The organism is Pseudomonas sp. TH39(2020), from assembly GCF_016650715.1.
Taxonomy (GTDB): Bacteria; Pseudomonadota; Gammaproteobacteria; order Pseudomonadales; family Pseudomonadaceae; genus Aquipseudomonas; species Aquipseudomonas mandelii_C.
On record NZ_JAEKFF010000007.1, the window covers coordinates 477,443 to 491,025 of the forward strand.

Annotated in this window: 13 protein-coding genes; 3 read left to right on the forward strand and 10 right to left on the reverse strand. The window is 59.4% G+C overall.

Translation table 11 applies throughout. The features are described from left to right. Nucleotides 1-488: 488 nt before the first annotated feature. Together JFU47_RS22620 and JFU47_RS22625 are read left to right on the forward strand one after the other, a co-directional pair. Entirely contained in the window at nt 489-746 is a 258-nt protein-coding gene (locus tag JFU47_RS22620) for a hypothetical protein (protein WP_150654724.1), read from the forward strand. A gap of 142 nt (nt 747-888) precedes the next feature. Beyond that, nucleotides 889-2,028 carry a transporter substrate-binding domain-containing protein gene (locus JFU47_RS22625; protein WP_201185801.1) on the forward strand — a complete coding sequence of 380 codons (1,140 nt, stop codon included), beginning with the start codon at nt 889-891 and terminating at the stop codon, nt 2,026-2,028. A gap of 60 nt (nt 2,029-2,088) precedes the next feature. Here the strand turns inward: JFU47_RS22625 and JFU47_RS22630 are convergent, their stop codons facing one another. From JFU47_RS22630 to norR, 5 genes are all read right to left on the reverse strand, one after another. Then, a complete protein-coding gene (locus JFU47_RS22630; protein ID WP_201185803.1) occupies nt 2,089-2,838 on the reverse strand; it encodes a YkgJ family cysteine cluster protein in 750 nt (249 codons plus the stop codon). Between the two features lie 83 nt (nt 2,839-2,921). Beyond that, on the reverse strand, nt 2,922-3,248 hold the full coding sequence (locus JFU47_RS22635; protein WP_201185805.1) for a hypothetical protein: 327 nt from the start codon (nt 3,246-3,248) through the stop codon (nt 2,922-2,924). Between the two features lie 179 nt (nt 3,249-3,427). Next, nucleotides 3,428-3,886, reverse strand: coding sequence for a GNAT family N-acetyltransferase (locus tag JFU47_RS22640; protein WP_201185807.1), 459 nt, complete (start codon nt 3,884-3,886; stop codon nt 3,428-3,430). A gap of 27 nt (nt 3,887-3,913) precedes the next feature. Continuing rightward, nucleotides 3,914-4,816, reverse strand: a complete 903-nt coding sequence (locus JFU47_RS22645) for a chemotaxis protein CheV (RefSeq protein WP_008147551.1) — start codon at nt 4,814-4,816, stop codon at nt 3,914-3,916. Between the two features lie 191 nt (nt 4,817-5,007). Beyond that, nucleotides 5,008-6,561: a nitric oxide reductase transcriptional regulator NorR gene (norR, locus tag JFU47_RS22650; protein ID WP_140677819.1), complete on the reverse strand. Its 1,554-nt coding sequence runs from the start codon at nt 6,559-6,561 to the stop codon at nt 5,008-5,010. Between the two features lie 156 nt (nt 6,562-6,717). Here norR and hmpA point away from each other — a divergent pair, with 156 nt between their 5' ends. Beyond that, nucleotides 6,718-7,899 carry an NO-inducible flavohemoprotein gene (gene hmpA, locus JFU47_RS22655; protein WP_140677817.1) on the forward strand — a complete coding sequence of 394 codons (1,182 nt, stop codon included), beginning with the start codon at nt 6,718-6,720 and terminating at the stop codon, nt 7,897-7,899. A gap of 91 nt (nt 7,900-7,990) precedes the next feature. On the opposite strand, the gene JFU47_RS22660 is transcribed toward hmpA, so the two are convergent. The 5 genes from JFU47_RS22660 to JFU47_RS22680 form a co-directional block, all read right to left on the reverse strand. Further along, the gene (locus JFU47_RS22660) at nt 7,991-8,647 is read right to left on the reverse strand and encodes a helix-turn-helix transcriptional regulator (protein ID WP_201185808.1); all 657 of its coding nucleotides are present in this window, start codon (nt 8,645-8,647) and stop codon (nt 7,991-7,993) included. A 93-nt stretch (nt 8,648-8,740) separates the two neighbouring features. Continuing rightward, nucleotides 8,741-9,868: an NAD(P)/FAD-dependent oxidoreductase gene (locus JFU47_RS22665; protein ID WP_140892678.1), complete on the reverse strand. Its 1,128-nt coding sequence runs from the start codon at nt 9,866-9,868 to the stop codon at nt 8,741-8,743. A 65-nt stretch (nt 9,869-9,933) separates the two neighbouring features. Continuing rightward, nucleotides 9,934-10,881: an ornithine cyclodeaminase family protein gene (locus JFU47_RS22670; RefSeq protein WP_201185810.1), complete on the reverse strand. Its 948-nt coding sequence runs from the start codon at nt 10,879-10,881 to the stop codon at nt 9,934-9,936. Between the two features lie 126 nt (nt 10,882-11,007). Next, on the reverse strand, nt 11,008-12,495 hold the full coding sequence (gene rhlB, locus JFU47_RS22675) for an ATP-dependent RNA helicase RhlB (RefSeq protein WP_095130527.1): 1,488 nt from the start codon (nt 12,493-12,495) through the stop codon (nt 11,008-11,010). A gap of 98 nt (nt 12,496-12,593) precedes the next feature. Next, nucleotides 12,594-13,250: an alpha/beta hydrolase gene (locus tag JFU47_RS22680; protein ID WP_008147566.1), complete on the reverse strand. Its 657-nt coding sequence runs from the start codon at nt 13,248-13,250 to the stop codon at nt 12,594-12,596. Nucleotides 13,251-13,583: the final 333 nt, after the last annotated feature.

Below are 13,583 nucleotides of genomic sequence, written 5' to 3' on the forward strand. Positions count from 1 at the left end.
GGTTTATACCTTCCTTTATAAACCTGTTCGCCCGTCAGGAAGGTGACTGCTAACTGACGGCGCTGTCAGTTTGGAAGCCGGCCAGGCTCTTGTGGACCAGGTACATATCCATTTCTGCGGTAACAGCTACTTAGGGTTTCGCCCTTACGGCGAGTCACTTTTTCAAACGACAAAAAGTAACCAAAAGTCTTCGCCCGGTATGACTCACCCCCAGATGAACACCTCCACTCAGCCTCCCGAAGGGGCGGGGGGATCAAGATCAAGAGCTGCAGGCGAGCTAACGCTCGGCCTGTTGAGTGGTGAGGTGCGAAAGGCGTGTGCCGATTCCCTGTGGGAGCGAGCCTGCTCGCGAAGGCGTCAGGTCAGTCAATGCAAAACCCGACGGACTCGCTTGCTGCTTGAAGCTTGCGGCTCCCGACACAGGTATACTGCCGCCTTTCGCGGCTCGCTGACCGGGCCCGACTCTATGTGCATCACCCGGAGCTTTCATGACTTCCCCGACACAACCGCCGGTTGCCGACGCTTTGAGCGACGACCAGGCAGACCTGCCAGACAGCGTCGACTCCAGCGCAGACAGCGAAACCAAGGCCGCGATCCCGGCGTTCAAGTTCCCTTTCAAACCGGGTGAGTTGGCTGGTGCGAAGAACGCCAGCCAGCCCTGGTACAAGAACGGCGCCAAGAATGGCCACACCAAGACGCCGGGGGCGGCGCCTCCTGGCACTCGTCGCTCCATGGGTAAACGGTGACTGTCAGGCGTTTTGTTGACCGGTAATTGTTCTTCCTGTCATTGAGACAGTTCCCACAAGGATGAGCGATTCGTCCTCTGGGAAAGTCGGCGGCCACTCGTCGAAGATTCATGCCCGTGAATTTTTGATGTAGGCCTCCAAAATGTCTCTGGTAAAAACCCTCTCTTTACTGTCGCTGGTGGCCCTGACCACTGGCTGCATGTCGCCTGCGCCCGATCCGCAGATCCGTTTCGGTGTCGAAGCGCTGGTTCCGCCGTTCGAGAGCCGTAACGACAAGGGTGAGCTGGTCGGATTGAATATCGAGTTGGGCAATGCACTGTGTGCCGAACTCAAATCCCGCTGTGTCTGGGTTGATCAGGATTACGCGACCAACATTCATGCCCTTGAAGCCAACCGTTTCGACGTGATCATGCCGATGACGGCAACATCGGCGCGTCGAGAACGGGTCGATTTCACCGATAATCTTTACCCCCTGAGCAGCCGTCTGGTGGCGCGCAAAGGGGCGAATCTTCAACCGGATGTGCAATCGCTCAAGGGCAAGCGTGTCGGCGTCCTGGCAGGCACCAGCCGCGAAGCGTTCGCCAAGTCCCGTTGGGCCCCGGCCGGGGTGACGGTGCGCAGTTTCAATTTCAACAATCAATTGGTCGCCAGCCTGCTGGCGGGTGAGCTCGACGCGACCCTGCAAGACTCGATTGAAATCACCCAGGCGCTTTTAAGTCAGCCTCAGGGGCAAGGTTTCGATTTTGTCGGTCCGGCGCTCAAGGACCCCATGCTGGGCAGTGGCGTGGCGATGGCGGTGCGAAAAACCGACACCCTGCTGCGCGATAACCTGAATGCGGCGCTTGAGCGTCTTAAGCAAAATGGCCAGTACCAGGCGATTACCCAGCGTTATTTGCCACCCGCAGCACCAGACTCACCGCGCTACTTTCCGAATGAGGAAGGTCTGCCATTCTCCGATGCGGTACAGGTAGGCGAGACCATTTACTTTTCCGGCATGCTCGGCCTCGGGGCTGATGGCGAACTGGTGAAGGGCGGCATCGGCCCGCAGACGACCCAGGCCATGGAGAACTTGCGTACCGCGCTGCAACGCAACGGTTCGTCCCTGGCTCAAGTGGCCAAATGCACGGTCATTCTTGCCGACATAAGGGATTTTTCCGCCATGAGTGCTGTGTATCGCAGTTTCTTTGCGGCGGATCGTTTGCCAGCACGTACGACGTTTGCCGGCAAGTTGGTCGAGAACGCGCGGGTAGAAGTGGAATGTCTGGCGGTGACGGCCAGCTAACCCTCTTGACGACGAATCACTGCGCAACGGGATTGCGCAGTGGTTCTGAAGACTGGCGTCTCAGGCTGCCCGCAACGAAATAAACGCATAGTTCACTGGCGTATCTGTCGCCACTTGCGCACCCGCCGCCTGCACTTGCCCGGCAATGTCCTCGCCCGACACATGAAACAACCAGTCAGTGCCTGACTCAGCCAATGGCTTCGCCGCAACCTGATCGATGGCCCTCGCAAACGCCGTCATGTCCGGCAGATAAGCAGTAAAGCCATCACCCTTCAGTGCTGTAGTCCGAATCCCCAGCAATGCGCAAATCGCATCCTTGGTCCGAATGTCATCGCGATCCGCCTGGCGGGAGCGCTGGATCAATCCGGCCAGTTCCTGATCGACCAATTCACCCCCCACAATCAGATCCGGTCCTTTTTCCCACGACTCGGGAGGACATTCCTTCACGGCAATGTTCAGGGGGATGTGCGGATTGATTTCCATCGGATAGATGCGGCACACCAGCGGCCGGCGTTCATAGATGTGGCAGAGGTTATCTTCGTCAAGATTCCGGCAAGGACCGACGTTGTAGGCGGCAAAGGTGATGGCTATATACGCCTCGGATACGCCGCTTCGGACTTTCACTGAACGGCGTTCGGCGTGTTCGCGTTGCTGCACTGGCAGGCCCAGGCCATTGCCCAGGAAACCTTCCACCAGCACGATCACCTGACCGCCGTCGGCCGCCCACATCCGGGCTTCGGGCAGCGTCAGGGGCACGTGGTGGTCGTTGCAGCATTTGCCACAACCTACGCAGGAAAACGTCGTATTCATTGAACGGCCAGTCGCATAAAAGGACATGAAACGGCGACAGAATGCCGCCGCAAAGGCCACTGTCGAAGCAAGTTATGCGCCAGTCACTGTGCCTTGGCGGTGGGGCGGATGGAGTCCCATTCGGTGACGTAAGCGGTTTTGCTTTTCTTGTTATAGAGACACAGTTCGGTGCCTTGCTGGCCTTTCATGTGTTTTTGCGGGTATTGGCCTTGCAACAGAAGGGCGGTGTAGCCAACCCGGTCATCGAACTGCGCGGCGTTGCCGACAGGTTTGGCATTCTTCAGGCCGCTGGCCTGGGTGCAACTGGCGAGCACGGCTTTGTCGTAAGCGGCCCAGGCGTCGGGGCTGGAAGCGTGAGCCTGGGAGGCGAGGGCGGTGAGGCAGAGGAAGGTCAGGCTTGCTGCTTTCATGGGGGCGGGCATCCTTGGGGGTGTTTTGGCCAAGGTTGGAGTATGCCTGATGGTTTCAGGTTGAATGTGTCGGCCCTTTCGCGAGCAGGCTCGCTCCCACATTTGCTCTGCATATGACACAGATTTTGTGTACGACGAAGATCCATTGTGGGAGCGAGCCTGCTCACGAAGGCGGTGTGTCAGGCCGGAACAGGTTCCCTGCGGATCACACGCATTCCGGCGTTTTCATACAAACGCTGCGCCCGAAGGTTGTCTTCCAGCACCTTCAAGTCCACAAAACCTTCGCGTCGTTGCTGAAATATGTTGAAAGCATGTAGCAGCAACGCGCGTCCTAATCCTTGGCCCTGAGCCCGTGGTTGCACCACCAGGTCCTTGATATAGGCGCTGGTCCAGCACTGGCACACGCCGACGATACCTTTGATGTCCAGAGCGATGAAGCACAGGCTCGGATCATATTCAGGATCGGTTTCAAAACGCTGTTGCCAAACGTCCAGTGCCGGCACGCGACCGCCACCTTCCTGATAGCCCAATTCCATCAAACGATGAACGGCTTCAGCCAGATCGGGGCGGTATTCGCTGAGGACGATTCCCTGAGGCCAAGTGATCGCAGGCACACCTTCAGCGAGGTTGCGCCGCATCAGAAAGCAAAAGTCCTTGGCCAAGACTCAATGACCTTGTTCAGCGACAGCCTTGGCTGCTTCGATCAGGCACTTGGTCAGTTCTGGCGAGGAGAACTTGGTCAATACCGCGTTCGCGCCGGCAAGACGGGCCTTTTCGCTGTTCATCGCGCTGTCCAAAGAAGTGTGGAGCAACACATAGAGGTGCGAGAAGTCCGGGGTTTCACGCAAGGTACGGGTGAAGGCGTAGCCGTCCATTTCGGACATTTCGATGTCCGAGACGATCAGGTTGATCTGCTGGGCCGTGCCTTGCAGGTCCAGCAGGCAGTCGATGGCTTCCTTGGCACTGCGAGCGGTGTGGCATTGCAGGCCGAGGTTGCGCAAGGTGTGAACCGATTGCTGCAACGCCACCTGACTGTCATCGACCACCAGAATCCGAGCGTTGCCGAGTACTTCGGCGTCTTCCATGCTCAGTTCGGTCGGGGCCGTTTCGATCTGCGCCGGGGCGATGCCATGGATCACTTTTTCGATGTCCAGCACCTGTACCAACGTGCCGTCGACCGAGGTCACGCCAGTGATGTACGAACGCACGCCGCCAGAGCCAAAGGGCGGCGGACGGATGTCGGTAGTCAGGCAGTGGACAATCTTGCTCACCGCTTGAACGTGCAAACCCTGCTTGGAGCGGCTGACATCGGTGACGATCAGGCAGCCACCGTTCGGGTCTTCCAGCGGTCGTTCGCCGATGGCACGACTGAGGTCGATCACCGACAACGATGCGCCGCGCAGGGTGGCGATGCCTTTGACGTGGGGATGCGACTCCGGCAGCTTGGTCAGCGGCGGGCAGGGAATGATTTCACTGACTTTCAGCAGGTTGATCGCCATCAGCTTGCCGCTGCGCAAGGTAAACAGCAGAAGCGAAAGTGAATCTGCGCGGGCTTTGTTTGAAGACATAAAAACCTTCTGTAGAAAAAGGTGATGGGCAATCGCGAGGATCGCCAACAGCTATCGATGCCGGGTTATCGACCTGAACGGGGTGGGCTTTAGGGTCGTTATGGGTTGGTGGTCGGATCCACCCCTCACCCCAGCCCTCTACCCTCTGGGGAGAGGGCTGGGGTGAGGGGTGGATTCAGAAACCGCCACACTTAATCCTTTATCCCCAACCGCTTCGCCATCCTTCCAAGATTCGCCCGATCCAAGCCTAGCTCACGCGCCGCACTCGCCCAATTGTTATGGTGCCGTTCCAGACAGGCGTTGATCAGTCGACGCTGATAATCCTCGGTTGCGGCCCGCAAGTCTCCCGAGACCAAAGCAGCAGGGCTGACAGGGGCTGGCTCGGTTGCAAGCTCAACGCTGCCAGTGGGCAAATCCAGATCCGCCGCACTCAAGCTGAGAATCTTCGGCCGCTCCTTGCAGTTACCCAGCGCCTTCAAGGCACTGCGGCCAATCAAGTGCTCCAGCTCCCGCACATTGCCCGGCCATGCATACGCCAGCAATGCAGCCTGCGCATCGCTGTTCAGACGCAGGCTGTTGAGGCCCATGCGAGAGCGGTTTTGCTCCAGAAAATAGCCGCTGAGCAGCAACACATCCCGCCCACGATCACGCAGTGCTGGCACCAGCAACGGATAAACGCTCAGGCGGTGATAGAAGTCGGCACGGTAGCGGCCGCTGCGCACTTCCTCGGCCAGGTCGCGATTGGTCGCGGCGATCAGCCGTACGTCCACCTGATGTTCTTTATCCGACCCCAATCGCTGCAGCTGACCGCTTTGCAGGACTCGCAGCAATTTGGCCTGGACGGTCAGGGACAGCTCACCCACTTCATCGAGAAACAGCGTGCCGCCATTGGCCAGTTCGAACTTGCCGCGCCGATCGTTCATTGCGCCGGTGAAGGCGCCGCGGACATGGCCGAACAATTCACTCTCCACCAGCGTTTCCGGCAGCGCGGCGCAGTTGAGGCTGATGATTGGCTTATCGGCCCGGGGCGATGCGGCGTGGATGGCTTGGGCGACCAGTTCCTTACCAACCCCGGTTTCGCCGGTGATCAGCACGGTAAGATCGCTGCCGCCCACCAGATTGATTTCTTCCACCAGCCGTTTGTGGGCCTTGCTCTGGCCAATCATCTCGCGGTTCTGCTGGCCGCTGGCTTGTCGGTAAACCTCGGCACGCTGATGTTCGTCTTCGACACGATTGGCCAGGCGTTCGATGCGCTCGGCGGCGTTGACCGTGGCGGCGGCGAGGCTGGCGAAAGCTTCCAGAGCGTCCAGTTCGATCGGTTCGAAGCGCTCCGGATCGAGTGCGTCGAGGGTCAGCAACCCCCATGGACGCTCGTCGATAAACAGCGGGCAACCCATGCAGTCGTGGACTTCCAGATGCTCATCGAGGCCATCGACCAGTCCGTCGTAAGGGTCGGGCAAGTCGCTGTCGGCGGCGAAACGGGTCGGGCCGTGGCTGCTGAGCAGCGCTTCGAAACGCGGGTGTTCGCTGACTTTGAAGCGTCGGCCGAGAGTGTCGATGCTCAACCCGTCGACGGCCAGTGGCACCAGCCATTCGCCATCAAGTCGCAGCAGGGCGGCAGCGTCGCACGGGAGCAAGGCGCGCATGGCTTCGAGCAAGCGCCGATAGCGCTCGCCTTCGGGAAGTTCGCGGGACAGGTCGGAGACCAGTGGCAGCAGGGCGGTCAGCAGGGATTTTGCAGTCATAGTGACTCCATGTAGTCGGTATGACTATAAGCCAGTGTGTGTCGATATGACTATTAAGAATTTAACATGTTGATTTTTAAGGTTTTATTTTCTGGCACGAAAACTGATAAGTACAAGGCAGTCAGTTAGCAATCCAAGTAGATCAGGAGTCGCCTTATGCTTAGCGTTCAAGACCGTGCAATCGTCAAATCCACTGTGCCCTTGCTGGAAAGTGGTGGCGAAGCATTGATCACTCATTTCTACCGCATGATGCTGTCCGAGTACCCGGAAGTCCGCCCGCTGTTCAACCAGGCCCACCAGGCCAGCGGCGACCAGCCGCGTGCCCTGGCGAACGGTGTCTTGATGTATGCGCGGCACATCGACCAGCTCGACCAGTTGGGTGACCTGGTGGCCAAGATCATCAACAAGCACGTGGCCCTGCAAATCCTCCCGGAACATTACCCGATTGTCGGCGCCTGCCTGCTGCGAGCCATCTCCGAAGTGCTGGGCGATGAGATCGCCACTCCTGAAGTGATGGCCGCCTGGGGGGCTGCTTACGGTCAATTGGCCGACATCCTGATCGGCGCCGAAACCAGCATCTACGACCAGAAAGAACAGGCACCGGGCGGCTGGCGCGGGGCGCGGGAATTCATCGTGGTGGCCAAGGTCGAGGAGAGCGCGGAAATTATCTCGTTCTACTTCGAACCAGCGGACAAAGGCCCGATTCTGGCGGCAGAGCCAGGCCAGTACATCGGCATGAAACTGATTCTCGATGGCGAAGAGATTCGTCGTAACTATTCGCTGTCGGCCTTGGCCAACAAGGGCCAGTACCGGATCAGCGTCAAACGTGAAACCGGTGGCCGCGCCTCCAACCATTTGCACGATCAACTGCATGTTGGCGCAAAAATTCAGTTGTTCCCGCCATCGGGCGAATTCACCCTGACCGACAGCGACAAACCGTTGGTGCTGATCAGCGGCGGCGTCGGCATCACTCCGACTCTGGCGATGCTCGAAGCGGCGCTGGCGACCGAGCGGCCGGTGCACTTTATCCACTGCGCACGCAACGGTAGCGTTCACGCCTTCCGTGACTGGATTGATGGCTTGGCCGAGCGTCATCCGCAACTCAAACGCTTCTATTGCTACGACGAAGATGATGGCGTGAGCCCGGCGGCGGACAAGGTTGGGTTGTTGAGCCAGGAGCAGCTGGGCGAGTGGTTGCCGCAGCAGCGCGATCTGGACGCTTACTTCCTGGGGCCTAAAGGCTTCATGGCGGCGGTCAAGCGTCACCTGAAAGCGTTGGGTGTGCCGGAGAAGCAAAGTCGTTACGAATTCTTCGGGCCGGCTTCGGCGCTGGAGTAACGGGTTGCGGTCACTCTGAAAAATAGAGTGGCCTCCCTGACAAACGAGCCCGCACACAGATCTGTGTGCGGGCTCGTTTGCGAATGGCTGCTCAGCCCTTCAGTTCTTTCAAATGTTTGTACACCGTTGCCCGCCCCATGTTCAGCACGTTCGCTACATAGTTGGAGGCGCTTTTACCTTTGAAGGCGCCTTCGGCGTGCAGTGCCAGCACCAGTTCGCGCTTATGGTCACGGGTCAGCAGGTTCAGGCTCAGCTGACGTTCGCGCAGCCAGGCGTGGAGGAAGGTGTTGATGCGCTCCTGCCAGTCATCGCGAAACAGTGATTCTGGCTGCGGAATCAACTTGCTCGGTGACAGGAACAGATCCAGAGCGGCCTTGGCATTTTCGAATAACGAAATATTCAGATTAATGCACAGCACCGCCAGCGGATGACCTTCGCTGTCGCGCAGCACGCTGCTCAGGCTGCGAATCTTCTGGCCATCCCAATTGAGCTTTTCGTACGGCCCGATGTTTCGTTCGCTGATATCGTCGCTGAGCATGTCCTCCAGCGCCGAGTCGTCACCGATTTCCCGTTTGGACAGGTTGTTGGCGATGTAGTCGACCTTCTGGGTACGCAGGTCGTGCAGCACCACCTCGGCGTGAGGAAAGAACAACGTGGCGATGGCGTCGGCGATCGCGCGGAAATTGTCCAGCGGCGAACTCTTCAGTGCAGAGTCATCACCGGCTGGTTCTTGTTCTTGGGCGTTCATAAAGTGGAGCTCCAGACAGCATCAGCGCCCCGTCAAAAAAGGGCGCTGGAAGTTTGCCGCAATCGTGTCGACACGTCACCTGACGTCTGAACGTCAGCCCAGTCGGGCGGGGGAGAGCATCCCGGGGTTCAGACCAAAGCGAGTCAGTTGCTCGGGCAACGCTTCACCGCGCACCAGTGCCGCGCTGGCCTGGCCCATGGCCGGCGAGGTCTGGATGCCATAACCGCCTTGTGCCGCCACCCAGAATAGCCCCGGCACCTGCGGATCGAAACCGGACAGCAAATCCCCGTCGCTCACGAAACTGCGCAAGCCGGCCCAGGTGCGGGTCGGACGGCGGATGGTCAGGGTGGTGGCTTCTTCGATCTGGTAGATGCCCATTGCGATGTCCAGCTCTTCGGGCTGCACGTCGTGCGGTTCCACCGGGTCGGCGTTGGCGGGCGAGCCGAGGAACATGCCGGCGTCGGGCTTCATGTAGAAGGATTCGTCGAGGCTGACAAGCATGGGCCAATGGTGGATGTCCACGCCCTCGGGGCCGGCGAAGATGAAAGCCGCACGGCGCTTGGGTTGCAGGCCCAGTGGCTTGGCACCGGCCAGCTCACCGATTTTGTCGGCCCAGGCGCCAGCCGCGTTGATGATGATCGGGGCGCTGAAGGTCTGGCCGTTGGTTTGCACGTGCCACACACCTTCGTCGTCCCGGGTCAGGCTCGTGACTTCACTGTCGGTATGAACTTCGCCCTTGTTGCGTCGGATACCGCGCAGGTAGCCCTGGTGCAAGGCATCGGTGTCGATGTCGCTGGCGGTCGGGTCGTAAATCGCACCATGGACTTTTTCCCGACGCAGGATCGGCAGGCGCGCGAAGGCTTCGTCGGCGCTGAGCAGCTGCATTTCCGGCACTGTGGCTTTGGCGCTCAGGTATTGATTGTTCAGCTCGTCCGGGTCACCGGTGAAGTCCACGGTCATCTCGCCACGCGGAGTCAGCAGCGGGTGTTCGCAGAAACCGGCCGGCGGCGCGTCGAAGAAGTCGCGGCTGGCCTGGGTCAGCGCCCTAACCTGCGGTGTGCCGTATGCGGCGGTGAACAGTGCAGCTGAACGTCCGGTGGAGTGGTAAGCCGGATGGGATTCGCGTTCGAGCACGATCACTCGGGCGTGCTGCGACAACCAGAAACCGGTGGAAGCGCCGGCAATCCCGCCGCCGATGATGATGAAATCTGCCTGGCTCATGAACGTCTCCTGATGGGCGCAAAGGCCAAATTTGTAGTGATCCCTTGTAGGAGGGTTTTGTGGTGTTAGTGCTTTAGGCGGTAGATGGCATTGGCCAGCGCGATGTCTTCCAGGCCCAGACCAATGGAGCGGAAGAACACATGACGGTCGTAGCCAGGGCGCTGCACTTTTTCGCTGAGCAGATCGGGCAGGTCGCCGATGATCGCGTTTTTATCCCAGCCATGTTGTTCACCGGCAATCAGCATCTCGCCGGCCGAGCCCGGGGTGGTCAGACGATAGTCGCAGAACACTTGCATGTCGTTGAGGCTCTGCGGCGGTACTTCATGGGCACGCGGTGCGTTGGTGCTGATGGAGGTGATCAGCGCCGGTTTGCTCAAGCTTGACGGGTCGATCACCGGGCCTGCGGACGAGGTGCAGAGCATGATCACGTCGGCGTCTTGAACCGCTGCTTCACGACTGTCGACGATGGTCAGCCGTGGATCGAGGCTTTTGAGCTGTGCCAATACTTCGGGATTTTTGTCGCTCAGGCTCGGCGAGTAGAGGCTGATACTCTGCCAGTCGCGCAGGCCTTTGACGTAGTGCAAGTGCGCCTGGGCGACCTTGCCGCTGCCGATGATTGCCAAGCGTCGGGCCTTCAGCGGGGCGAGGACGTCGACCGCCACTGCCGTGGTTGCGGCGGTGCGTGCTGTGGTCAGTTCACCGGCATCGCAGAGCAGCAACGGCTGGCCGGTCTGCATCGACATCAGCAGCGTCCAGGCGGTCACCAGCGGGCCTTGTTCGCGCACGATGTACGGCGAGGTCTTGACCCCGTAAACGCCGTCTTCGGCCAGCACGCCCAAGTAGTTGATGAAGTCACCAGCGCCCTGTGGAAACTCCACTAGCTGCTGCGCCGGTTGCACAGCTTGCCCGGCGGCCAGGTCGCGGAACAGTTTGCGCAGGATCTGCGGCACGTCGACCTGCGCCAGCAGCTCACGGGCCTGAGGTTGGGTAATCACATAAGGCGTACTGGACATGGTCGGCTCCGGGAGCTGGAAGTAAACTAATTTGTCCATTATGGACTTTTAGTTGTCTCGAACAATATCCAGACGAAAAAAAAGCGCAGTCCGTTTCCGGCTGCGCCTCTTTTGGTGCGACCCGCGTTACGGGCGCTTGCGCTCAACCGCCCGCAGCAGATGCGTCGGTGGCGTTTCGCAGCTGATCTTGCGACCCAGCAGCGCCTCGATGGACGGTAGCTGGTAGGAATCGTCTTCACCGGCAAAACTGATGGACACACCATCGGCGCCGGCACGACCGGTACGGCCGATGCGGTGCACGTAGTCGTCCGGGACTTCCGGCAGGGTGAAGTTGATCACGTGGCTGATACCGTCGATGTGAATGCCGCGACCGGCCACATCGGTGGCAACCAGGACGCGGATCTTGCCTTCGCGGAAACCTTCCAGAGTCTTGATGCGCTTGTGCTGCGGCACGTCGCCGGACAGTTGCGCGGCATTGACGCCGTCACGCACCAGGCGTTCTTCGATGCGCCGCACTTCATCCTTGCGGTTGGCAAACACCATCACCCGCTCCCAACCGTTGTCGTTGACCAGGTTGTAGAGCAGTTTGTATTTGTCGGCACCGGCGACGGCGTAGATGTGTTGCTCGACATTTTCGCTGGCCACGTTCTGCGACTCGATCTCGACGATCGACGGGTCGGTGGTCCATTGCTTGGCCAGGTTCATCACGTCTTCGGTGAAGGTCGCGGAGAACAACAGCGTCTGGCGCTCGTTCTTCGGCGGAGTCTGGCGAATGATCTGACGCACTTGTGGGATGAAACCCATGTCGAGCATCCGGTCGGCTTCGTCCAGGACCATGACTTCGACCATGTCCAGGTGCACGTCGCCGCGCTGGTTGAAATCCAGCAGACGACCCGGGGTGGCCACGAGGATGTCGCAATGACGGGCTTCGAGGTGCTTGAGCTGCTTGTCGAAGTCCATGCCGCCGACGAACGTCATGACGTTGAGGCCGGTGTATTTGGTCAGGTCGGCCGCGTCCTTGGCGATCTGCACCACCAGTTCACGGGTCGGCGCAATGATCAGCGCCCGCGGCTCGCCCATGTAGCGCTCTTTCGGCGGTGGGGTTTCCAGCAACTGAGTGATGATCGAAATCAGGAACGCTGCGGTTTTGCCGGTGCCGGTCTGGGCGCGGCCAATGGCATCTTTGCCGGCCAGGGTGAAGCCGAGGACTTGTGCCTGAATCGGCGTGCAATACGGGAAGCCCAGGTCCTGGATGGCGTGCATCAGTTCGGGGGCGAGTTTGAAATCGTGAAAACGGGTTTTGCCTTCCTGGGGTTCGACGGCGAAGTCTTCGAGTTTCCAGGGGATAACCGGTGCTTTTGGCTTGGGTTCGCGACGCGGTCGGGCAGGTTTTGCAGCTTCGCTGCTTGGTTCTTCAGAGGCTTGAGCCTCAACGGGTTGGACGGCCGGTGTGGTCATCGGCTCGTGCTTCGGTACCGCTACGGTTGCGGTCCGGCCAGACTGATTACCGTCGGTGCGGTGGCTGGGATGGTGAGACGGAGCGCTGGAGACTGGCGCGAGCTGCTCAGTCTCGCTTTTACCGAACATTTTCTTGAGTGCTTTGAGCACGGTCATCTCATCGATTGGTTAAGGAATATACGCCGGCCAGTGTAATGCAAGAATCGGGCGCGGCGTAGTGGGATGGATCAATGGGCTGCTTTTCACATAAACCGTTAACGCAAGCGCTCGGCGAGCCAGACCCCAATGTCGCGAATCTCCTCGGGTAACACTTCGTGACCCATTGGGTATTCCTGCCATGTCACGGTGACACCATGCTGCTTTAAATACTCGTAAGCGGTGCGGCCCATGGAGTTTTGAACAACGTCATCGTACTGGCCGTGTAAAGACAGCACGGGAATGCGCTGCTGGCTGGCGGAAAGCTCCAGTTCATCGCTGAAGGTCGGTGCATAGGTCGAGAGGGCAAGTACGCCACCCAACGGCCCCTGCCATTTCAGAAACGCGGTGTGTAATGCCACCGCGCCACCTTGGGAAAAACCTGCCAAAAATATCCGCGAGGCGTCTATTCCGATGGCTCGCTCCACTTCGATCAAATTGACGATCCTCTGCGCCGACTCTTCCAGCTGCTCGCGGTTGATCGCGCGCGCCGGGCTCATGGCCAATATGTCGTACCAGCTCGGCATCTCGTAACCACCGTTGATGGTCACGGCGCAGGTCGGTGCCTGAGGGAGAACGAAGCGGGTGGTCAGCAGGGTTTCCTGCAGCGCTTCGGCCACCGGCAGGAAGTCGTAGCGGTCGGCGCCCAGGCCGTGCAGCCAGATAACGCAGGCGTCTGCGGGCTTGACGGGTTGAAGAATCAAGGGCTCGGTCATGGTTGCTCCAATGTTGTGCAGGCGCTCTCATTGGGTGCGTGATCTGAGTGCGCGCCTGGTTGATCAGTTAAGAAGATGTCGCAAGGCTACAAGTTTTGCTATTGACCTGTCGCGCAATCGCTTCAGCGAGCGGTCTGGTACGGGCTTTGCTATGGGGAAACGGTGCAACCCATCTCGCGCCTTGCGGTAACACTATCAGTGTACTGCTGGCGGTGGGATAGCAAAGAATCCGGTGATGGATGTTCGCCAGTGGCCGCTACGGGCTTCGCGAACGTGAAAGGGCTACAGCCCGTTCGGCCGATTGGTGAGAAGTGAGTTGTCCATGATGTGGAT

Excerpts from the sequence above, each read along its gene's own strand:
- JFU47_RS22620 (WP_150654724.1), top strand. The coding sequence starts at position 489 with ATGACTTCCCCGACACAACCGCCGGTTGCCGACGCTTTGAGCGACGAC.
- JFU47_RS22625 (WP_201185801.1), top strand. The coding sequence starts at position 889 with ATGTCTCTGGTAAAAACCCTCTCTTTACTGTCGCTGGTGGCCCTGACC.
- JFU47_RS22630 (WP_201185803.1), bottom strand. The coding sequence starts at position 2,838 with ATGAATACGACGTTTTCCTGCGTAGGTTGTGGCAAATGCTGCAACGAC.
- JFU47_RS22635 (WP_201185805.1), bottom strand. The coding sequence starts at position 3,248 with ATGAAAGCAGCAAGCCTGACCTTCCTCTGCCTCACCGCCCTCGCCTCC.
- JFU47_RS22640 (WP_201185807.1), bottom strand. The coding sequence starts at position 3,886 with ATGCGGCGCAACCTCGCTGAAGGTGTGCCTGCGATCACTTGGCCTCAG.
- JFU47_RS22645 (WP_008147551.1), bottom strand. The coding sequence starts at position 4,816 with ATGTCTTCAAACAAAGCCCGCGCAGATTCACTTTCGCTTCTGCTGTTT.
- norR (WP_140677819.1), bottom strand. The coding sequence starts at position 6,561 with ATGACTGCAAAATCCCTGCTGACCGCCCTGCTGCCACTGGTCTCCGAC.
- hmpA (WP_140677817.1), top strand. The coding sequence starts at position 6,718 with ATGCTTAGCGTTCAAGACCGTGCAATCGTCAAATCCACTGTGCCCTTG.
- JFU47_RS22660 (WP_201185808.1), bottom strand. The coding sequence starts at position 8,647 with ATGAACGCCCAAGAACAAGAACCAGCCGGTGATGACTCTGCACTGAAG.
- JFU47_RS22665 (WP_140892678.1), bottom strand. The coding sequence starts at position 9,868 with ATGAGCCAGGCAGATTTCATCATCATCGGCGGCGGGATTGCCGGCGCT.
- JFU47_RS22670 (WP_201185810.1), bottom strand. The coding sequence starts at position 10,881 with ATGTCCAGTACGCCTTATGTGATTACCCAACCTCAGGCCCGTGAGCTG.
- rhlB (WP_095130527.1), bottom strand. The coding sequence starts at position 12,495 with ATGACCGTGCTCAAAGCACTCAAGAAAATGTTCGGTAAAAGCGAGACT.
- JFU47_RS22680 (WP_008147566.1), bottom strand. The coding sequence starts at position 13,250 with ATGACCGAGCCCTTGATTCTTCAACCCGTCAAGCCCGCAGACGCCTGC.